Here is a 20,905-nt window from a genome sequence, read left to right on the forward strand (position 1 = left end):
TCTACTCACATTTTTTAAAAAATTAAAAAAAGTTGATAAACAAGAAAGCGCTTTATTTTGTATACTAGTTAGTGTAAAGAGGAAACATTCTCAAGATCATTATCAGGAGGACAGCACATGTCACAAGAAAAATACATCATGGCCATTGACCAGGGGACAACAAGTTCTCGTGCCATTATTTTCAACAAAAAAGGAGAAAAGGTTAGCTCGAGTCAAAAAGAGTTTACTCAGATTTTCCCTCAGGCAGGTTGGGTTGAGCACAATGCCAATGAAATTTGGAATTCCGTCCAGTCTGTTATTGCTGGAGCTTTCATCGAAAGTGGTGTCAAGCCAAATCAAATCGAAGCAATCGGGATTACCAACCAGCGTGAAACAACTGTCGTCTGGGATAAGAAAACAGGGCTCCCTATCTACAATGCTATTGTTTGGCAGTCACGCCAGACAGCACCTTTGGCTGAACAACTAAAAAGTCAAGGTTATGTGGAAAAATTCCATGAAAAGACTGGTTTGATTATCGATGCTTACTTCTCAGCGACTAAGGTTCGTTGGATTTTGGACCATGTAGAAGGCGCTCAAGAGCGAGCAGAAAAAGGGGAATTGCTCTTTGGCACTATCGATACTTGGTTGGTTTGGAAATTGACTGACGGTGCGGCTCACGTGACCGACTACTCAAATGCAGCTCGTACCATGCTTTATAACATTAAAGAACTCAAATGGGATGATGAGATTTTGGAAATTCTCAACATTCCTAAGGCTATGCTTCCGGAAGTTCGTTCTAACTCTGAAATCTACGGTAAGACAGCCCCATTCCATTTCTATGGTGGAGAAGTTCCAATCTCAGGTATGGCTGGGGACCAACAGGCAGCCCTCTTTGGACAGTTGGCCTTTGAACCTGGTATGGTTAAAAATACTTATGGAACAGGTTCTTTCATCATCATGAATACTGGGGAAGAGATGCAGTTGTCTGAGAACAATCTTTTGACAACCATTGGTTACGGTATCAATGGCAAGGTTTACTATGCCTTGGAAGGTTCTATCTTCATCGCAGGAAGCGCCATTCAGTGGCTTCGTGACGGTCTTCGCATGGTGGAAAATTCACCAGAATCTGAAAAATACGCTCGTGATTCTCACAACAATGATGAAGTTTATGTCGTTCCAGCCTTTACAGGTCTAGGTGCTCCATACTGGAACCAAAACGCTCGCGGTTCTGTCTTTGGCTTAACTCGTGGAACAAGTAAAGAAGACTTTATCAAGGCGACTTTGCAATCTATCGCTTATCAAGTGCGTGACATCATCGACACCATGCAAGTGGATGCGCAGACAGCTATCCAAGTCTTGAAAGTAGACGGTGGTGCAGCTATGAACAATTTCCTCATGCAGTTCCAAGCTGACATTTTGGGAATCGATATCGCACGCGCCAAAAACTTGGAAACAACAGCTCTAGGGGCAGCCTTCCTAGCAGGTTTGTCAGTAGGCTACTGGAAGGATTTGGATGAGTTGAAACTCTTGAACGAGACAGGAGAACTCTTTGAGCCATCTATGAACGAATCGCGCAAGGAACAACTCTACAAGGGCTGGAAGAAGGCTGTGAAAGCAACTCAAGTCTTTGCGGAAGTAGACGACTAATACTGGAAGAATAAAGCGACTCAGTTAGAAAGTGTGTAAATATGGAATTTTCAAAGAAAACACGTGAATTATCAATTAAAAAAATGCAGGAACGTACCCTGGACCTCTTGATTATTGGTGGAGGAATCACAGGGGCTGGTGTAGCCTTGCAGGCGGCAGCTAGCGGTCTTGAGACTGGTTTGATTGAAATGCAGGACTTCGCAGAAGGGACATCCAGCCGTTCAACAAAATTGGTTCACGGAGGACTACGTTACCTTAAGCAATTTGATGTAGAAGTGGTATCAGATACAGTTTCTGAACGTGCAGTGGTTCAACAAATCGCTCCACATATTCCAAAACCAGATCCAATGCTCTTGCCAGTTTACGATGAAGATGGAGCGACCTTTAGCCTCTTCCGTCTTAAAGTAGCTATGGATTTGTACGACCTTTTGGCAGGGGTTAATAACACGCCAGCTGCTAACAAGGTCTTGAGCAAGGAAGAAGTCTTGGAACGCCAGCCAAACTTGAAGAAAGAAGGTTTGGTAGGAGGTGGAGTTTATCTTGACTTCCGTAACAACGATGCGCGTCTCGTAATTGAAAATATTAAACGTGCTAACCAAGACGGTGCCCTCATTGCCAACCATGTCAAGGCAGAAGGCTTCCTCTTTGACGAAAGTGGCAAGATTACTGGTGTTGTAGCTCGTGATCTTTTGACAGACCAAGTATTTGAAATCAAGGCCCGTCTGGTTATCAATACAACAGGTCCTTGGAGTGATAAAGTACGTAATTTGTCTAATAAGGGAACACAATTCTCACAAATGCGCCCAACTAAGGGAGTTCACTTGGTAGTTGATTCAAGCAAGATCAAGGTTTCACAGCCAGTTTACTTTGACACAGGTTTGGGTGACGGTCGTATGGTCTTTGTTCTCCCACGTGAAAACAAGACTTACTTTGGTACAACTGATACAGACTACACAGGTGATTTGGAACATCCAAAAGTGACTCAGGAAGATGTAGATTACCTACTTGGCATTGTCAACAACCGCTTCCCAGAAGCCAACATCACCATTGATGATATCGAAAGTAGCTGGGCAGGTCTTCGTCCATTGATCGCAGGCAATAGCGCTTCTGACTACAATGGAGGAAATAACGGAACCATCAGTGATGAAAGCTTTAACAACTTGATTGCGACTGTTGAATCTTATCTCTCTAAGGAAAAAACGCGTGAAGATGTTGAGTCTGCTGTCAGCAAGCTTGAAAGCAGTACCTCTGAGAAACATTTGGACCCATCTGCAGTTTCTCGTGGTTCTAGTTTGGACCGAGATGATAATGGTCTCTTGACCCTTGCTGGTGGTAAAATTACAGACTACCGTAAGATGGCAGAAGGAGCTATGGAGCGCGTGGTTGACATCCTCAAAGCAGAATTTGACCGTAGCTTTAAACTGATCAACTCTAAGACTTACCCTGTTTCAGGTGGGGAATTGAACCCAGCAAATGTGGACTCAGAAATCGAAGCCTTTGCGCAACTTGGAGTGTCACGTGGCTTGGATAGCAAGGAAGCTCACTATTTAGCAAATCTCTACGGTTCAAATGCACCGAAGGTCTTTGCCCTTGCTCATAGTTTGGAACAAGCACCAGGACTCAGCTTGGCAGATACATTGTCACTTCACTATGCAATGCGCAATGAGTTGGCTCTTAGCCCAGTTGACTTCCTTCTTCGTCGTACCAATCATATGCTCTTTATGCGTGATAGTTTGGATAGCATCGTAGAGCCAGTTTTGGATGAAATGGGACGATTCTATGAATGGACAGAAGATGAAAAAGCAGCTTACCGTGCTGATGTCGAATTAGCTCTTGCTAACAACGATTTAGCAGAATTAAAAAATTAAGAAAAAATAAAAGAGGTGGCGGGCAGGACTCCTTGCCGCCCGCCCCTTCTTTTTAATGGAGACAGAAAGATGATGAATGAATTATTTGGAGAATTTCTAGGGACTTTAATCCTGATTCTTCTAGGAAATGGTGTTGTAGCAGGTGTAGTTCTTCCAAAAACCAAGAGCAACAATGCAGGTTGGATTGTGATTACCATGGGTTGGGGGATTGCAGTTGCGGTTGCAGTATTTGTATCTGGCAAGCTCAGTCCAGCTCATTTAAACCCAGCTGTGACAATTGGTGTGGCCTTAAAAGGTGGTTTGCCTTGGGCTTCCGTTTTCCCTTACATCCTAGCTCAGTTCGCAGGGGCTATGCTCGGTCAGATTTTGGTTTGGTTGCAATTCAAACCGCATTATGAGGCAGAAGAAAATGCAGGAAATATCCTGGCAACCTTCAGTACCGGGCCAGCCATCAAGGATACAGTTTCTAACTTGATTAGCGAAATCCTTGGAACCTTTGTTTTGGTGTTGACAATCTTTGCTTTGGGGCTTTATGATTTTCAGGCAGGTATCGGAACCTTCGCAGTAGGAACTTTGATTGTCGGTATCGGTCTATCACTAGGTGGAACAACAGGATATGCCTTGAACCCTGCGCGTGACCTTGGACCTCGTATCATGCACAGCATCTTGCCAATTCCAAACAAGGGAGACGGAGACTGGTCTTATGCCTGGATTCCTGTTGTGGGACCTGTTATCGGTGCAGCCTTGGCTGTGCTTGTATTCTCACTTTTCTAAGATATTAAAACTCAATTATTCATACCTCAATAAACATAACTTACAAAAACGACTAAAATAAGGAGCACTTTCTCACTTCATTTTGGTCGTTTTGATTTTTTAAGTTTATATACTGGTGTTGATTACTATTTCAGCTAAAAAGGCAGAATTCTGCACTGGTCCCCTCATCAATTTTTTGTTCTTGAATTTTATTTATTGTGTGAATAATTTTGTCTCATTATTGGGGTTCAGTACTAAGAGTCAGTTGGATTTTTTATTTTAAGAAATAAAATAACAGAAGTATTTTTAGTTTTTAAATTATGATATAATGAATAAAGTTAACTATCTTTGGTAATATGATAGGAACTAATCTTAAAAAGATAAATCATGAGATGAGAAAAAGAAAAAAGGAGTTTGGCTGGTATGAATTATTTCGAGGGGAATGAGTTTTTCCTTCTTTTGTTTGTAGTTTTACTAATTGGTTTTGTAGTAAACTTTTTTGAAAAACGTAAGGACTACTATATTTTGGTGCTCTCCCTCTTATTTGCAGGAGCTATTTATGGCAAGAGTAGAGCAATGATTGTCTATTTAATCTCCTTTGTAATTTATCAATATTTTCTGGTTTTCATAGCACAGAGGATAGAAACAAAGCGGCTGAAACCTCTGGTTTTCCTTTCTATTCTTCCTTTGGTGATCAATAAAATCTTTGCCCTGACTTCTCTGCATTTGTTGGCCTTTATTGGAATTTCTTACATGTCCTTTAAGACCATTCAGATCATGCTGGAGATATCGGATGGCTTGATTAAAGAAAAGATTAGCATAAAAGACTACCTGCAATTTTTACTTTTTTTCCCTACAGTTAGTGCTGGTCCGATTGATCGGAGTAGGAGATTTTTAAAAGAGATAAACGAGGTCATGCCTCGAAAAGAGTATCTAGAGTTGGCAGGTGACGGTGTGTATCGTATCGTTCTAGGCCTTCTTTACAAGGTTGTTTTATCAACCTATGTTTACCAGATGTTACTCGCTCTAAATAATACTGGCACAGTCATTTACTCAATCAAGTATATGTACCTCTATACCTTGTATCTGTTCTTCGACTTTGCAGGCTATAGTCTAATGGCCGTTGGAAGTAGCAACATTCTAGGTATTCAGACACCGATGAACTTTAACAAACCTTTCTTGAGTGTTGATATCAAGGATTTCTGGACCAGATGGCATATCACCTTGTCGACCTGGTTGAGAGATTTTGTATTTTCAAGAGTATTGATGCAGGTTATCAGGAAAAAATGGTTTAAAAATAGACTACACAATGCAACCTATGCCTATATGGTCAATATGTTGGTCATGGGTTTTTGGCATGGCCTTAGTGTTAGCTACATTGTTTATGGTTTTTATCACGGTGTCTTGATGGCTGGATTTGAAGTGTATCAAAAGAAAAGCAATTTTTATAAGAAAAATAAAAATAAAGATTGGTATAAGCTACTGAGTTGGTTTGTGACCATGAATTTGGTTATGATTGGTTTCTTTATCTTTTCAGGTGAACCCTATAAAATCTTACTTACGATTTTAAAGAGATAAGAAATTGAAAAGAGATTGGACGGATCGAAGGGATAGGATAAAACGAGATGATTAAACTAAAAGCATTTTTGCTATCGCTTGTGCTCGTAATTGCGACGCTTGCGCTTTTAAATGTGACATACGTCAAGAAGATTGATGATTATTATAAAGTAAAGGATAACAGTATTCGCTATAGCACTTCGTATGAAAAGTATAAAAGTAGAGATATTTTAACAAGCAATATCACTCCCAATACATTGGTTTTATTGGGGTCATCTGAGTTGGTTGCAACGATAAGTGAAGACTATCATCCCAATAAAATTTTTAACTACAACGATTTTAATATCATGCAGATTGGAACCAGCTATTCACAAAACATTATTCAGGCTACGACCTTGGGCTCAATTGAAGGATCTATGACTAAGCGAAAAGTGGCTATAATAGAATCGGTTCAGTGGTTTGAAAAAGATGGGACTCATCAAGATGCCTTTTTGAACAAGGCTTCTCAGGAACATATTTTCCATATGCTAGATAATGATAAGATTAGTAAGGAAACGAAAGAAAAACTAATCAATCGCATTATCGAGATTACCAAGGGGAACAAGCAACAAAATGACATCTACAAAAAATACAAAAGTTATTTCATAGATGAGAAAGGAACGATTGTTGATAAAAAACTATTAGAGTTCGATAACGCGATTTATTCCTTTAAACTCAAACAGACTTTTTATCAAAAACATGCCAAATCAGATTATCCTTCACTAGGGGATAAAACCCCAGACTATGATTGGGAGAAAATGACGAATCAGTTTGTAGAAGAGGTCAAAAAGAAAACAGACAATAATGATTATGCTGTTGATAATAACTACTACAATACCTATTTAAAAGATCGTTGTACATCGCTGAAGAATTCTAATAAAGATTTGAGCTACCTCGAGTCACCAGAGTATTCAGATATGGAACTCTTCTTGACAGTTGCCAAGGAATTGGGCATTGAAGTTGAGGTCATTATTTTCCCAGTAAATGGTAAATGGAATGACTACACAGGTGTCTCAAGAGAGATGCGGGAGAAAACTTATAAAAAAATAGAAGATGTCGCAAAAAGCCATGGTGCAACAGTACTAAACTATGGAAACAGAGAGTACGATGATTACTTTTTATTTGATGTGATGCATGTTGGAGTGAAAGGATGGATGGAAGTTGAAAAAGAACTTTACAAATTTGCAAACTAAGATAACTAACACACACCGTTTAATCTTGTGGACGTTATTTTTCTATACTGTTATCTTAAGCATCGTGATTTATTGTTTTGTGACCGATTTTTCGAACATTCAAGAATTTATCTATAGTGAATTCTAGGATTACATACTATAAAAATCTCTAGATAAAGGGAACTGCACCGATAAAGTGAGACATAAGATAAGGCTCTATAATATTTATAGTGGAAAAATCCTCTATAGGTAGTATGGAGCCTACTTTATTGTAGCCCCATATAATTTATACTGAAAAGCATTCAAGCTATCATTAGAAAGAATCATATGGAACAAATTAATGTTACTGGAACGTAGTGAAAATAGACGGGTAAACAATTGAAAAACTAGTCTATAAAGTGGTATAATAGCAGAAAAATAAATTAGTAAGAAATTGATTTTATTTTAGCGGAAAATTACAGAAATGAATGGTTTTTCTTGATGAAACAGAGAAAAGAATTGTACATATTTCTTGGTCGGACAGCCTTGTATTTTCTTATCTTTCTAGGGCTGCTTTACTTTTTTAGCTATCTTGGTCAGGGTCAAGGAAGCTTTATCTATAATGAATTTTAACTTGAAGGAGAATCCTTATTATGTCAAATAAAGCAATCGTAGATATGATTGAAACCATTGAGCATTTTGCTCAGACACAGCCTAGCTATCCTGTTTACAATGTTTTGGGGCAGGAACACACTTATGGAGATTTGAAGGCTGATTCGGATAGTTTAGCTGCAGCCATCGACCAACTGGATTTACCAGAGAAGTCTCCTGTGGTTGTTTTTGGTGGCCAAGAATATGAAATGTTGGCAACTTTTGTAGCTCTGACTAAGTCAGGACATGCCTACATTCCCATTGACAGCCATTCAGCCTTGGAGCGAGTTTCGGCTATTTTAGAAGTAGCAGAGCCAAGCTTGATTATTGCTATCTCAGACTTTCCATTGGAGCAGGTTTCTACGCCAATGATGACTCTAGCTCAGGTTCAAGAAGCCTTTGCTCAAGGGACTAGTTATGAGATTACGCATCCAGTCAAGGGTGATGATAACTACTACATTATCTTTACTTCTGGTACAACTGGTAAGCCTAAGGGAGTACAGATTTCCCATGATAACCTCCTCAGTTTTACCAACTGGATGATTACGGATAAGGAATTTGCGACGCCAAGTCGTCCGCAAATGCTGGCTCAGCCACCTTATTCTTTTGACCTGTCCGTCATGTACTGGGCGCCGACCTTGGCACTGGGAGGTACGCTTTTTGCCCTTCCTTCAGCTATTACTCAGGACTTTAAGCAACTATTTGCGACCATTTTTTCATTGCCAATCGCTATCTGGACTTCAACGCCTTCTTTTGCGGATATGGCTATGTTGTCAGAAGACTTTAATAGCGAGAAAATGCCTGGCATCACGCATTTCTACTTTGATGGCGAAGAATTGACGGTTAAAACGGCTCAAAAACTGCGCGAACGTTTCCCAAATGCCCGTATTATCAATGCTTACGGCCCAACAGAAGCGACAGTGGCCCTGTCAGCAGTTGCCGTGACAGATGAGATGCTAGCGAATCTCAAACGTCTACCAATTGGCTATACCAAGGCTGATTCTCCAACCTTTATCATTGACGAGGAAGGAAATAAACTGCCAAATGGTGAACAGGGAGAAATCATTGTTTCAGGACCGGCCGTCTCAAAAGGTTATATGAATAATCCTGAAAAAACAGCAGAAGCCTTCTTTGAGTTTGAAGGTCTGCCAGCCTATCACACAGGTGATGTGGGAACCATGACAGATGAGGGCTTGCTTCTCTACGGCGGACGCATGGACTTCCAGATTAAGTTCAACGGTTACCGCATTGAGTTAGAAGATGTCTCTCAAAACCTCAATAAGTCTCGCTTTATCGAGTCTGCTGTTGCAGTACCGCGCTATAATAAAGACCACAAGGTGCAAAATCTTCTAGCCTATGTCATCTTAAAAGATGGTGTTCGTGAGCAGTTTGAGCGTGATATCGATATTACCAAGGCCATTAAGGAAGACTTGACAGATATTATGATGTCTTATATGATGCCGTCCAAATTCCTTTATCGAGACAGTTTGCCACTGACTCCAAATGGAAAAATTGATATCAAAGGATTGATTAATGAGGTAAATAGGAGATGATGGAGTTTTTTAAACAGCTTCCTCATTTAGAGCCATACGGCAATCCTCAGTATTTTGTCTATGTGATTGCTGCAACCTTGCCCATCTTTATCGGCCTCTTTTTCAAGAAACGCTTTGCCTGGTATGAGGTATTGGTTAGTCTCTTCTTTATCGTTACCATGCTGGTAGGTGGGAAGACCAATCAATTGGCTGCCTTGGGCATTTATCTGTGCTGGGAAATATTGCTCTTGCTTTTCTATAAGCACTATCGAAAAAGTAAGGATGGTAAGTGGGTTTTCTACCTAGTTAGTTTTCTGTCCCTACTGCCGATTATCTTTGTCAAGGTGCAGCCAGCTATCAATGGAACGCAGTCTTTGCTTGGATTTTTGGGAATTTCTTACCTGACCTTTCGTTCGGTTGGAATTATCATCGAGCTGAGAGATGGAGTGATTAAGGATTTTACCCTCTGGGAATTCCTCCGTTTTCTTCTCTTCATGCCGACTTTTTCAAGTGGTCCAATCGATCGCTTTAAGCGTTTTAATGAAAATTATCAGACCATTCCTGAGCGGGATGAGTTGATGGATATGCTGGAAGAGGCTGTCAAGTATATCATGCTTGGCTTTCTATATAAGTTTATCATAGCTCACATTTTAGGAGAGACCTTACTCCCTCCTCTGAAGAATCTAACCCTACAGTCAGGTGGATTTTTTAACCACTATGCCTTGGCAGTTATGTATACCTTTGGTCTAGAACTTTTCTTTGACTTTGCAGGCTACTCTATGTTTGCCTTGGCAATCTCAAACTTAATGGGGATTCATAGTCCAATTAACTTCAACAAGCCTTTTTTATCTAGGGATTTAAAAGAGTTTTGGAATCGCTGGCACATGAGTCTGTCTTTCTGGTTCCGTGACTTTGTCTTTATGCGAATGGTCATGGTGTTGACCAGAAAGAAGGTCTTTAAGAATCGCAATGTAACCTCAAGTGTGGCCTATATTGTAAATATGCTGATTATGGGATTTTGGCATGGAGTGACCTGGTACTATATCGCCTATGGCCTCTTTCATGGATTAGGCTTGGTTATTAATGATGCTTGGATTCGTAAGAAAAAAACGCTCAATAAGGAACGGAAAAAAGCAGGGAAAGCTGCTCTACCTGAGAATCGCTGGATTCAGTTGCTTGGCATGGTTATCACCTTCCATGTCGTCATGCTGTCATTCTTAATCTTTTCTGGATTTTTGAATGATTTATGGTTTAAAAAATAAAAGGAAATAAAATATGGATATCAAATCAGAAGTTATTGAAATTATTGATGAGTTGTTTATGGAAGATGTTTCTGACATGATGGATGAAGATCTTTTTGATGCAGGTGTCTTGGATAGTATGGGAACGGTTGAGTTGATTGTGGAGATTGAAAACCGTTTTGATATTCGTGTCCCTGTTACAGAGTTTGGTCGCGACGACTGGAATACAGCCAATAAAATCATAGCTGGTATTGTGGAGCTACAAAATGCTTAAACGCTTATGGTTAATCTTTGGGCCTATCTTCATAGCTGGATTTTTGGTTCTTCTACTCATCTTTTTTTATCCAAGTACAACAAGCCATAATCTGACGGAGGAGAAATATTCGGCGGCTTCTGTTAGTGTAGAGAGTTTTAAAGAGAGAAGCCAAAAAGTAAGGGCTCTTACAGATCCAAATATGCGTTTTATTCCTTTTCTAGGGTCCAGTGAATGGATTCGATTTGATAGTGTCCATCCAGCTGTTTTAGCCGAGAAATACCATCGTCCCTATCGTCCTTACTTTTTAGGTCAAGCAGGAGCAGCCTCTCTAAATCAATATTTTGGCCTACAGCAAATTTTGCCAGAAATAGAGGATAAGCAGGCAGTATTTGTAATTTCGCCTCAGTGGTTTACGGAGGCTGATTATGAACCCGCAGCGTTTCAGAGATTTTTTAACAGTGACCAATTGACAGCTTTTCTGGAAAATCAATCTGGTGACACTGCTGCAAAGCATGCGGCTATTCGATTGTTAAAGCAGAATCCTAATGTTGCATTAAAAGGCATTGTTCAAAAACTGTCAAAGGGTGAAGAATTATCAGAGGTTGATCAGGTTTCTATTAATATTTTTGCCCGATTCAATGAGAGACAGGCTTCTCTATTTGGTCAGTTCTCCATTAGAGGAAAACTCAAATATAAGGAACATGTGGAAAATTATTTAAAAGATCTTCCAGATCAATTTTCTTACCAAGAGTTAGAAAAAATTGCTCGAAAGGATGCAGAAGCCAATACGACCAATAATGATATGGGGATGGAAAATCATTTCTTTACGAGAGAGGTTAAGAAGGATTTGAAAAAATGGGAAGGGTATCAAAAGAATTACAGTTTCCTAAAATCATCTGAATATAATGATTTACAGTTGGTTCTCAATCAATTTGCAAAATCGAAAGTTAATGTCCTCTTTGTCATCCAGCCTGTCAATAAGAAATGGATGGACTACACAGGGCTCAGAGAAGATATGTACCAGCATGCAGTGGAGAAAATTCGTTACCAATTAGAAAGTCAAGGTTTCACTAATATTGCTGACTTTTCAAAAAATGGAGGGGATCCTTATTTTGTTAAGGATACCATTCACCTAGGTTGGTTGGGTTGGCTTGCTTTTGATAAGGCAGTTGATCCTTTCCTATCCAATCCCACGCCAGCTCCGACTTACCATCTGAATGAACGCTTTTTCAGCAAAGATTGGGCGACTTATGATGGAGATGTTAAGACATTCAAATAGATAATAATATATAGAAGAGTTCAAGAATGAAACTAGTTTTCACGTTTTTTCTTGACTCTTTTTTTGGTTGTGATATAATTAACCAGTAAATAATTTCAAAGAATAGTATTTTCTCTTAAAAAAGAGAAGTCTAAAAGGAAAGGAGTCAGATATGAGACAGCTAGCGAAGGATATCGATGTTTTTTTGAATGAGGTGATTTTGCAGGCAGAAAATCAGCATGAAATCCTAATAGGTCATTGTACTAGCGAGGTGGCTCTGACCAATACCCAGGAGCATATCCTCATGCTCTTGTCGGAGGAATCTTTAACAAATTCAGAGTTGGCTCGTCGTCTCAATGTCAGTCAGGCGGCAGTTACCAAGGCCATTAAGTCTTTGGTCAAGGAAGGGATGTTGGAAACATCTAAAGATCCTAAGGATGCGCGTGTGATTTTTTATCAGTTGACTGATTTGGCTCGTCCAATCGCTGAGGAGCATCATCATCACCATGAGCATACACTTTTAACCTATGAACAAGTGGCGACTCAGTTTACTCCAAATGAACAAAAAGTGATTCAGCGGTTTTTGACTGCTTTAGTAGGAGAAATCAAATAATGAGATATATTACGGTAGAGGATTTATCCTTCTATTATGATAGGGAACCCGTTCTTGAACATATCAATTATAGTGTTGATAGTGGAGAATTTGTTACCTTGACAGGGGAAAATGGTGCAGCTAAGACGACACTAATCAAGGCCAGTCTTGGAATTCTTCAGCCACGCATTGGTAAGGTGACTATTTCAAAGACAAATACGCAGGGTAAGAAATTGAGAATAGCCTATCTTCCCCAGCAGATTGCCAGTTTTAATGCTGGTTTTCCAAGTACGGTTTATGAATTTGTCAAGTCGGGTCGCTATCCGCGAAAAGGCTGGTTCCGTCGTTTGAATGCTCATGATGAGGAGCATATCAAGGCTAGTCTGGACTCAGTTGGTATGTGGGAACATCGAGACAAACGCTTGGGTTCTCTTTCTGGGGGCCAAAAGCAGCGAGCGGTGATTGCGCGTATGTTTGCTTCTGACCCAGATGTGTTTATCCTAGATGAGCCGACAACGGGGATGGATGCAGGAAGTAAAAATGAATTTTACGAACTCATGCACCACAGCGCCCATCATCATGGTAAGGCTGTTTTGATGATTACTCATGACCCTGAAGAAGTTAAGGACTATGCGGACCGCAATATTCATCTAGTCCGTAACCAAGACTCGCCATGGCGTTGTTTCAACGTTCATGAGAATGATCAGGAGGTGGGCCATGCTTAGTTTGTTATCTTATGACTTTATGCAACGTGCCTTTCTGGCTGTTATTGCCATGAGTCTTTTCTCGCCAGTATTAGGAACCTTCCTTATCTTGCGCCGTCAGAGTTTGATGAGTGATACCCTCAGCCACGTCTCGCTTTCAGGTGTAGCCTTTGGGCTGGTTTTGGGGATTTCTCCGACTATTTCCACTATTGCTATTGTCTTGATTGCGGCGGTCTTTTTGGAGTATCTCCGTACGGTTTACAAGAGCTTTATGGAAATCGGGACAGCTATCCTCATGTCAACAGGTCTGGCAGTTTCTCTGATTGTCATGAGTAAGGGTAAAAGTTCGAGTTCTATGAGTTTAGACCAGTACCTTTTTGGTTCCATCGTGACGATTAGTGAAGAACAGGTCATTTCCCTCTTTGTCATTGCGGCGGTTGTCTTGGTTTTGACCTTCCTCTTCCTTCGTCCAATGTATATCCTGACCTTTGATGAGGATACGGCCTTTGTGGATGGCTTGCCAGTTCGTACCATGTCTATTCTTTTTAACATGGTGACAGGGGTGGCCATTGCCCTTATGATTCCTGCTGCAGGAGCTCTTCTGGTATCGACTATCATGGTCTTACCAGCTAGTATTGCCCTGCGTCTGGGGAAAAACTTTAAATCGGTTATGTTGCTTGCCAGTGCTATTGGATTTTTGGGAATGGTAGCAGGACTTTACATTTCCTACTATGCAGAAACACCTGCAAGTGCAAGTATTACCATTATTTTTGTAACTGTCTTTTTACTCATTAGTTTAGTAAGACGTTTTATCAAATAGGAGACTAACGTGAAAAAAATTAGTTTATTGTTCGCCAGTCTATGTGCCTTGTTTTTAGTGGCTTGTTCCAATCAAAAGCAGGCAGATGGCAAACTAAATATTGTGACAACCTTTTACCCTGTCTATGAATTTACCAAGCAAGTCGCAGGAGATACGGCTAATGTAGAACTCCTCATCGGTGCTGGTACAGAACCCCATGAATATGAACCGTCTGCCAAGGCAGTTGCCAAAATCCAAGATGCAGATACCTTCGTTTATGAAAATGAAAACATGGAAACATGGGTTCCTAAATTGCTAGATACCTTGGATAAGAAAAAGGTGAAAACCATCAAGGCGACAGGCAATATGTTGCTCTTACCAGGTAGCGAGGAAGAAGAGGGAGAGCATGACCATGGAGAAGAAGGTCATCACCATGAGTTCGATCCCCATGTTTGGTTATCACCAGTTCGTGCCATTAAACTAGTAGAGCATATCCGTGATAGCTTATCAGCAGATTATCCTGATAAAAAAGAGACCTTTGATAAGAATGCTGCTGCCTATATTGAAAAATTGCAAGCCTTGAATAAAGCCTACACAGAAGGCTTGTCTCAAGCCAAACAAAAGAGCTTTGTAACGCAACACGCAGCTTTTAACTACCTTGCCTTGGACTATGGACTCAAACAAGTCGCAATTTCAGGCCTCTCTCCAGATGCAGAGCCATCAGCTGCTCGCTTGGCGGAATTGACAGAGTACGTTAAGAAAAATAAAATCGCCTATATCTATTTTGAAGAAAATGCCTCACAAGCCCTTGCTAACACACTTTCAAAAGAAGCAGGTGTCAAAACAGATGTCCTTAATCCTTTAGAAAGTCTGACAGAAGAGGATACCATGGCTGGAGAAAACTACATTTCCGTGATGGAGAAAAATCTCAAGGCTCTAAAACAAACAACAGACCAAGAAGGCCCAGCAATCGAGCCTGAAAAGGCAGAGGATACCAAGACAGTTCAAAATGGTTATTTTGAAGATACAGCTGTCAAGGACCGCACCTTGAGTGACTATGCAGGTAATTGGCAGTCAGTTTATCCTTTCCTTGAAGATGGAACTTTGGATCAGGTCTTTGACTATAAGGCTAAGTTGACTGGTAAGATGACTCAGGCTGAGTACAAGGCCTACTATACAAAAGGCTATCAGACAGATGTAACTAAGATTAATATCACTGATAACACTATGGAATTTGTTCAAGGTGGACAAAGTAAGAAATATACTTACAAGTATGTTGGTAAGAAAATATTGACTTATAAGAAAGGCAATCGTGGCGTGCGCTTCCTCTTTGAAGCGACAGATGCGGATGCTGGACAATTCAAGTATGTTCAGTTTAGCGACCACAATATTGCCCCAGTGAAGGCAGAACATTTCCATATCTTCTTTGGAGGCACAAGCCAAGAAGCCCTCTTTGAAGAAATGGATAACTGGCCAACCTACTACCCAGATAACCTATCTGGCCAAGAAATCGCCCAAGAAATGTTGGCGCATTGATGAGAAACCGACTAGTTCATAGGAGCTAGTCGGTTTTTTGATACTAGATGGCTAACTTCATGATAGATCTTTCAGATACATAAGGAATTTTAAACAATGAATAAAATTCTTGAGATATCGGGGCTTGTATGTTAGAATGATTTTAACGGACAAGGTTCATTAGAACACCAAAGCCCCTAACTATGCCAGTAGTTAAGGGCTTTTTTGACGTATCTTAGAGATTTAACGGGTGTTGATAGGCTAGTCACTCGGTCTACTTCTTACCATCTAGCCATTTGCAGACGAAATACAAGATAATTCCTGCTATGACGTCCGCTATAATAGTAAGAACGAGCTCTGGGGCAAGGTTCATTAGTTTCACCTCCTCTCACGAATACTTGTTTCGTTTCTTTGTCCATAGCTTGTAATGTTCAGATAGTATGTTGATAATCAACGGAGTTAGAGAGAACTCGCATGGTAGACCTAATTCTTTACCAGTTGGTTTAGCAAGAAATCAGACGACAATGTGACAATTCACCTCTAATTATTGACATTTCAGGAAAAATCGCAGTAAAAACTGCACAACCTTCTTTAAATGTGCTATAATACAGGAAAAAATAATGATGGAGGTCGCAATGATGGCAACATTTTTGATGATTTTTGTGGTGGTTTGTGTGCTCCTATTGGTGATAGTCACACTGAGTACAGTTTATGTGGTTCGTCAGCAGTCGGTGGCGATTATTGAACGCTTTGGGAAATACCAAAAGGTTGCCAATAGCGGTATTCATATTCGCTTGCCTTTTGGGATTGACTCGATTGCAGCGCGGATTCAGTTGCGCTTGTTGCAAAGCGATATTGTGGTTGAGACTAAGACCAAGGATAATGTGTTCGTTATGATGAATGTGGCGACTCAGTACCGTGTCAATGAGCAGAGCGTGACAGATGCTTACTATAAACTCATGCGTCCAGAATCTCAAATTAAATCTTATATCGAAGATGCCCTTCGCTCTTCTGTTCCCAAATTAACCTTGGATGAATTGTTTGAGAAAAAAGATGAGATTGCCCTTGAGGTTCAACACCAAGTAGCAGAAGAAATGACTACTTACGGCTACATTATCGTGAAAACCTTGATTACCAAGGTCGAACCAGATGCAGAAGTTAAGCAATCTATGAATGAAATTAATGCGGCGCAACGTAAGCGGGTTGCAGCACAAGAATTGGCGGAAGCCGACAAGATTAAAATCGTCACTGCAGCTGAAGCAGAAGCAGAAAAAGATCGCCTTCATGGTGTAGGGATTGCCCAACAACGTAAGGCGATTGTGGATGGATTGGCAGAGTCTATCACCGAACTCAAGGAAGCCAATGTTGGCATGACAGAAGAACAAATCATGTCCATTCTCTTGACCAACCAGTATTTGGATACCTTGAATACCTTTGCCTCTAAAGGAAATCAAACCATCTTTTTACCAAATACGCCAAATGGTGTGGATGATATCCGTACACAAATCTTGTCAGCCCTACGTGCTGAGAAGAAATAATAGACTAAAGAGCCTGGAGTCAGGCTCTTTTTTAGTGTTCGTGAGAGAGGAGTCTTAGCTTCAGCAATACGATTCACAAAAGTTACTAACAGGTTGTGGATAAGTGTGGATAACTTCTGATTATTTTAGAGATAATTCTTATTTGTGTGACCAATTTAGTAACTTTTGAGGATTATAAAGTAGTTTTAATTGCTGAAACTCAAGAGTTAAGCACAGTTTGGGATAGTTATTCACAGATTGTGGATAATCTTGGGGATTGCAGATTTTTTATTATTTAGCGATGACTTGGTAACCAGCTAAGTGTAAAGGTTAGTTGTTCAGCTTTTAAGAGGTTTTGGTGTTGAATAGTTGATACGAGTGTTTTATCCAGTCGGCATTCTTTTACAAAGTTAAAATGGCTGTGGTTTTGCTCAGCATGAATATCTAGCCATTTATCTTCTTTGGCAAGATAGACTCGGAGATGGTCAAAGAGAGGAATTCCGAGGTCATAGTTTGGTTTGCCTGGACAGGTCGGATAAAAACCGAGAGCTGACCAGATGTACCAGGCTGAGAGACTGCCATTGTCTTCATCGCCAGGATAGGCTTCCCAACTTGGGTGAAAAGCTTTCTGACGGAGCGTCTTGATGAGAAGAGCAGTGTAGTCAGGGTAATCGCTGTAACGGAAGAGATAAGGAATGTGGAAGCTAGGTTGGTTGGAAATAGCGAGTTGTCCAAAAGGAGCAGTAGCCATTTCGCTCATTTCGTGAATCTCGTAACCATAGCCCGTTGTTTCAAAGAGGGGAGCATCCTGACAGACTTTCAAAAGATAGTTGCTAAAGGTTTCTTTTCCACCCATAAGTTGGATTAAGCCTGGGATGTCGTGGATGACGCCTAAAGTTGCTTGGATGGCAGAGCATTCGGCATAGTCGCGTCCCCAACTATAAGGAGAGAAGTCAGGACGGAAGTTGCCTTGACCATCACGCGCTCGTATGTAACCTGTCTCAGCGTCAAATAGATGGCGGTAATTGTGTGATGCTGCCTTGTAGGTTTCAGCGATTTCTATTTTCCCTAGTTTTTCAGCACAGCTAGAGATACAAAAGTCACTATAGGCATAGTCTAGGGTGTGGCTGACGCTTTCGTGGTGGTCGGTAGAGAGGTAGCCCAGTTCTTGGTATTGGGCTAGTCCGTGGCGACCATTGATACCGAGAGGGTCGGACTTGCTGGCTGTTTCAAGCATGGCTTGGAGGAGTTCTTCTTCTAGGTCGGGGGCCATGTCCTTGCAGGCGCTATCGGCGATAATACCGTCTAAAAGTGTACCTGGCATCATACCCCGTTCATCTGGAGCCAGCCATTTTGGAAGGAAACCAGTATCGCGGTAGTTATTGAGAAATCCTTCTAAGAAGCGGTGGTAGTGTTCCGGTATAATAAGGGCAAAGAGGGGGAATGTGGTGCGGAAGGTATCCCAGAAACCATTATTGCTAAAGAGGACACCGGGCTTTACAGTTCCAGTAGCCAAATCTTTGTGGATGGCTTGCCCTGATTCATCAACCTCATAAAAAGTCTGAGGAAAGAGGAAGAGTCTGTAGAGACAGTGGTCAAAGAAGGTTCGGTTAGCTTCTCCTGTCTCTATAATGTCAAAACGATGGAGGAGATTTTCCCAATCCGCTTGGGCACTTGCTTTACAGCCTTCAAAATCTTCTTGAGGTAGATTAAGCAGAGCTTGAGAAGGAGAGATGAAAGAAGTCGCTAGCTGAATTTCAGCATGACTATCTGCCAGGTCGATTCTCCAGTCTCCACCTTCTTGGCTGATAGCAAGGATATCCGTATTCATTTGCAGGACAGTGAACATCGTTAGTGGATTTTTGTTGGTTTCAGTTTTTCCTTCTTGTCGCAGGGCAAGATTCCGCTTATCTACTTGTTCTACGGTCAGTTCATCTGCTACGTGGAGATAGAGGGAGAGAGCTTTTCCTTGCTTTTGCTCCAAACGAATAGAAGCACCGTAGCAAGTCGGTGTGAGCTGGGTTTCAATCTGATAGCGCAGGGAGAAAATCTTCAGATAATGGGGTTGGAAAGAGGTCTTATCTATGTCATAGGAAGATTGGCGGTGAAAGAGGCTGTCTCCACCTAGTTGACTTGTGACAGGTGTCAGAAGGAGCCAAGAGTAGTCCCCAATCCAAGGACTGGGCTGGTGAGTTAATCGAATCCCCTGAAAGATAGGCAGATGTGGATCGAAAAACCAAGAGCCCTCCTGGTCACTGGTCTGGGGTACAAAGTAATTCATCCCAAAAGGCACGCCTGTGTATGGCAGGGTATTTCCCCGAGAAAAGGCATGCTTGCTGGCAGTTCCAAAGCGGGTATCGATGGTTTCAAGTAGTGGTTTCATAGTCTTTCCTTTAGCTGTTTTTCTACATTATATCAGAAAAAGATAACCTTTAGAAAAGGAGTTTCAAAGATAACTATTTTGTAGAAAAATGACTATCATTTGTGTATGTATTTTCTGTCTCAAAAGCTATATACTGAAAATGAAACTTGTTTGAAAGAGGATACTGCACGATGATTTATTCAAAAGAAATTGTTAGAGAATGGCTAGATGAAGTAGCAGAACGTGCTAAGGACCATCCAGAGTGGGTGGATGTTTTCGAGCGTTGCTACACCGACACCCTGGACAATACGGTTGAAATCCTAGAAGATGGTTCAACTTTTGTCTTGACTGGGGATATTCCTGCCATGTGGCTTCGAGATTCAACAGCCCAACTCAGACCCTACCTTCATGTGGCTAAAAGAGATGCCCTCCTGCGTCAGACCATTGCAGGTTTGGTCAAGCGTCAGATGACCTTGGTACTCAAGGATCCTTATGCCAATTCTTTCAACATTGAGGAGAACTGGAAGGGGCACCACGAGACTGACCACACAGACCTTAACGGCTGGATTTGGGAACGCAAGTACGAGGTAGACTCGCTTTGCTATCCTTTGCAGCTGGCTTATCTCCTCTGGAAAGAGACTGGCGAGACTAGTCAGTTTGATGAGACTTTTGTCGCAGCGACTAAGGAAATTCTTCATCTGTGGACAGTGGAACAAGACCACAAGAACTCTCCTTATCGTTTTGTCCGCGATACGGACCGCAAGGAAGATACCTTGGTAAATGATGGCTTTGGCCCTGATTTTGCAGTGACAGGCATGACCTGGTCAGCTTTTCGTCCGAGTGATGACTGCTGTCAGTATAGTTACTTGATTCCGTCAAATATGTTTGCAGTTGTTGTTTTGGGTTATGTGCAAGAAATCTTTGCAGCATTAGACCTGGCTGATAGCGAGAGTGTTATTGCTGATGCCAAGCGTCTTTGTGCTGAAATCCAAGAAGGAATTGAAAACTATGCCTACACCACTAACAGCAAGGGCGAAAAGATTTACGCCTTTGAAGTAGATGGTCTAGGCAATGCCAGCATCATGGATGATCCAAACGTACCAAGTCTGTTGGCTGCGCCTTATCTGGGCTACTGTTCGGTCGATGATGAAGTTTACCAAGCTACTCGTCGCACTATTCTGAGCCCTGAAAATCCATACTTCTACCAAGGAGAATACGCTAGCGGTCTCGGAAGTTCTCATACCTTCTATCGCTATATCTGGCCGATTGCTCTGTCTATCCAAGGCTTGACAACGACAGATAAGGCAGAGAAGAAATTCTTGCTGGATCAGCTGGTTGCTTGTGATGGGGGGACAGGTATCATGCATGAAAGCTTCCACGTGGACGACCCGACTCTCTACTCTCGTGAATGGTTCTCTTGGGCCAACATGATGTTCTGTGAGTTGGTCTTGGATTACTTGGATATCCGCTAATCTAGGATTTTA

17 protein-coding genes are annotated in these 20,905 nt (G+C 41.3%); 16 read left to right on the forward strand and 1 reads right to left on the reverse strand.

Annotated features, from left to right (window positions below; genetic code table 11):
- Positions 1 to 117: 117 nt before the first annotated feature.
- The 15 genes from glpK to FJN11_RS00430 all read left to right on the forward strand — a co-directional run bounded on the left by glpK (position 118) and on the right by FJN11_RS00430 (position 17,080).
- Positions 118 to 1,626 carry a glycerol kinase GlpK gene (glpK, locus tag FJN11_RS00360; RefSeq protein WP_000076784.1) on the forward strand — a complete coding sequence of 503 codons (1,509 nt, stop codon included), beginning with the start codon at positions 118 to 120 and terminating at the stop codon, positions 1,624 to 1,626.
- 41 nt (positions 1,627 to 1,667) lie between these two features.
- Positions 1,668 to 3,494: a type 1 glycerol-3-phosphate oxidase gene (glpO, locus tag FJN11_RS00365; protein WP_049552663.1), complete on the forward strand. Its 1,827-nt coding sequence runs from the start codon at positions 1,668 to 1,670 to the stop codon at positions 3,492 to 3,494.
- A 69-nt stretch (positions 3,495 to 3,563) separates the two neighbouring features.
- A complete protein-coding gene (locus tag FJN11_RS00370; RefSeq protein ID WP_049552662.1) occupies positions 3,564 to 4,268 on the forward strand; it encodes an MIP/aquaporin family protein in 705 nt (234 codons plus the stop codon).
- Positions 4,269 to 4,670: 402 nt separating this feature from the next.
- Positions 4,671 to 5,825: a D-alanyl-lipoteichoic acid biosynthesis protein DltB gene (gene dltB / locus FJN11_RS00375; protein ID WP_049552661.1), complete on the forward strand. Its 1,155-nt coding sequence runs from the start codon at positions 4,671 to 4,673 to the stop codon at positions 5,823 to 5,825.
- A gap of 47 nt (positions 5,826 to 5,872) precedes the next feature.
- Positions 5,873 to 7,036: a D-alanyl-lipoteichoic acid biosynthesis protein DltD gene (gene dltD / locus FJN11_RS00380; protein WP_140223804.1), complete on the forward strand. Its 1,164-nt coding sequence runs from the start codon at positions 5,873 to 5,875 to the stop codon at positions 7,034 to 7,036.
- 459 nt (positions 7,037 to 7,495) lie between these two features.
- On the forward strand, positions 7,496 to 7,627 hold the full coding sequence (locus FJN11_RS00385; RefSeq protein WP_033682482.1) for a teichoic acid D-Ala incorporation-associated protein DltX: 132 nt from the start codon (positions 7,496 to 7,498) through the stop codon (positions 7,625 to 7,627).
- Positions 7,628 to 7,647: 20 nt separating this feature from the next.
- Positions 7,648 to 9,198, forward strand: coding sequence for a D-alanine--poly(phosphoribitol) ligase subunit DltA (gene dltA / locus FJN11_RS00390; protein ID WP_049487532.1), 1,551 nt, complete (start codon positions 7,648 to 7,650; stop codon positions 9,196 to 9,198).
- A complete protein-coding gene (gene dltB, locus FJN11_RS00395) occupies positions 9,195 to 10,439 on the forward strand; it encodes a D-alanyl-lipoteichoic acid biosynthesis protein DltB (RefSeq protein WP_049487530.1) in 1,245 nt (414 codons plus the stop codon). Before dltA ends, dltB (FJN11_RS00395) begins: the two co-directional genes overlap by 4 nt.
- 13 nt (positions 10,440 to 10,452) lie before the next feature.
- Positions 10,453 to 10,692 (forward strand): D-alanine--poly(phosphoribitol) ligase subunit DltC, encoded by a 240-nt coding sequence (gene dltC / locus FJN11_RS00400; RefSeq protein WP_000351967.1) that lies wholly within the window; start codon positions 10,453 to 10,455, stop codon positions 10,690 to 10,692.
- On the forward strand, positions 10,685 to 11,953 hold the full coding sequence (gene dltD / locus FJN11_RS00405) for a D-alanyl-lipoteichoic acid biosynthesis protein DltD (protein WP_140223805.1): 1,269 nt from the start codon (positions 10,685 to 10,687) through the stop codon (positions 11,951 to 11,953). Before dltC ends, dltD (FJN11_RS00405) begins: the two co-directional genes overlap by 8 nt.
- Positions 11,954 to 12,104: 151 nt before the next feature.
- Positions 12,105 to 12,545 carry a zinc-dependent transcriptional regulator AdcR gene (gene adcR, locus FJN11_RS00410; RefSeq protein WP_049487526.1) on the forward strand — a complete coding sequence of 147 codons (441 nt, stop codon included), beginning with the start codon at positions 12,105 to 12,107 and terminating at the stop codon, positions 12,543 to 12,545.
- Complete coding sequence (locus FJN11_RS00415) at positions 12,545 to 13,249, forward strand: metal ABC transporter ATP-binding protein (RefSeq protein ID WP_140223806.1); 705 nt, start codon at positions 12,545 to 12,547, stop codon at positions 13,247 to 13,249. The genes adcR and FJN11_RS00415 overlap by 1 nt, the downstream gene beginning before the upstream one ends.
- A complete protein-coding gene (locus FJN11_RS00420) occupies positions 13,242 to 14,048 on the forward strand; it encodes a metal ABC transporter permease (protein ID WP_125408922.1) in 807 nt (268 codons plus the stop codon). Before FJN11_RS00415 ends, FJN11_RS00420 begins: the two co-directional genes overlap by 8 nt.
- 9 nt (positions 14,049 to 14,057) lie before the next feature.
- Positions 14,058 to 15,563, forward strand: coding sequence for a zinc ABC transporter substrate-binding lipoprotein AdcA (adcA, locus tag FJN11_RS00425; protein WP_140223807.1), 1,506 nt, complete (start codon positions 14,058 to 14,060; stop codon positions 15,561 to 15,563).
- 632 nt (positions 15,564 to 16,195) lie between these two features.
- Positions 16,196 to 17,080 carry an SPFH domain-containing protein gene (locus tag FJN11_RS00430; RefSeq protein ID WP_004235732.1) on the forward strand — a complete coding sequence of 295 codons (885 nt, stop codon included), beginning with the start codon at positions 16,196 to 16,198 and terminating at the stop codon, positions 17,078 to 17,080.
- A 274-nt stretch (positions 17,081 to 17,354) separates the two neighbouring features.
- Here FJN11_RS00430 and FJN11_RS00435 read toward each other — a convergent pair whose 3' ends face one another.
- Positions 17,355 to 19,442, reverse strand: coding sequence for a GH92 family glycosyl hydrolase (locus FJN11_RS00435; RefSeq protein WP_140223808.1), 2,088 nt, complete (start codon positions 19,440 to 19,442; stop codon positions 17,355 to 17,357).
- 170 nt (positions 19,443 to 19,612) lie between these two features.
- Here FJN11_RS00435 and FJN11_RS00440 point away from each other — a divergent pair, with 170 nt between their 5' ends.
- The gene (locus FJN11_RS00440) at positions 19,613 to 20,893 is read left to right on the forward strand and encodes a glycoside hydrolase family 125 protein (protein WP_140223809.1); all 1,281 of its coding nucleotides are present in this window, start codon (positions 19,613 to 19,615) and stop codon (positions 20,891 to 20,893) included.
- The last annotated feature ends 12 nt before the right edge of the window (positions 20,894 to 20,905 follow it).

The organism is Streptococcus symci, from assembly GCF_006385165.1.
In the GTDB taxonomy this organism is placed as follows: domain Bacteria; phylum Bacillota; class Bacilli; order Lactobacillales; family Streptococcaceae; genus Streptococcus; species Streptococcus symci.

Coding starts and splice junctions, on each gene's coding strand:
- FJN11_RS00430 (WP_004235732.1), top strand. CDS start 16,196: ATGATTTTTGTGGTGGTTTGTGTGCTCCTATTGGTGATAGTCACACTG.
- dltC (WP_000351967.1), top strand. CDS start 10,453: ATGGATATCAAATCAGAAGTTATTGAAATTATTGATGAGTTGTTTATG.
- FJN11_RS00440 (WP_140223809.1), top strand. CDS start 19,613: ATGATTTATTCAAAAGAAATTGTTAGAGAATGGCTAGATGAAGTAGCA.
- adcR (WP_049487526.1), top strand. CDS start 12,105: ATGAGACAGCTAGCGAAGGATATCGATGTTTTTTTGAATGAGGTGATT.
- FJN11_RS00370 (WP_049552662.1), top strand. CDS start 3,564: ATGATGAATGAATTATTTGGAGAATTTCTAGGGACTTTAATCCTGATT.
- dltB (WP_049552661.1), top strand. CDS start 4,671: ATGAATTATTTCGAGGGGAATGAGTTTTTCCTTCTTTTGTTTGTAGTT.
- FJN11_RS00385 (WP_033682482.1), top strand. CDS start 7,496: ATGAAACAGAGAAAAGAATTGTACATATTTCTTGGTCGGACAGCCTTG.
- dltB (WP_049487530.1), top strand. CDS start 9,195: ATGATGGAGTTTTTTAAACAGCTTCCTCATTTAGAGCCATACGGCAAT.
- FJN11_RS00420 (WP_125408922.1), top strand. CDS start 13,242: ATGCTTAGTTTGTTATCTTATGACTTTATGCAACGTGCCTTTCTGGCT.
- glpO (WP_049552663.1), top strand. CDS start 1,668: ATGGAATTTTCAAAGAAAACACGTGAATTATCAATTAAAAAAATGCAG.
- dltD (WP_140223805.1), top strand. CDS start 10,685: ATGCTTAAACGCTTATGGTTAATCTTTGGGCCTATCTTCATAGCTGGA.
- FJN11_RS00435 (WP_140223808.1), bottom strand. CDS start 19,442: ATGAAACCACTACTTGAAACCATCGATACCCGCTTTGGAACTGCCAGC.
- FJN11_RS00415 (WP_140223806.1), top strand. CDS start 12,545: ATGAGATATATTACGGTAGAGGATTTATCCTTCTATTATGATAGGGAA.
- dltD (WP_140223804.1), top strand. CDS start 5,873: ATGATTAAACTAAAAGCATTTTTGCTATCGCTTGTGCTCGTAATTGCG.
- glpK (WP_000076784.1), top strand. CDS start 118: ATGTCACAAGAAAAATACATCATGGCCATTGACCAGGGGACAACAAGT.
- dltA (WP_049487532.1), top strand. CDS start 7,648: ATGTCAAATAAAGCAATCGTAGATATGATTGAAACCATTGAGCATTTT.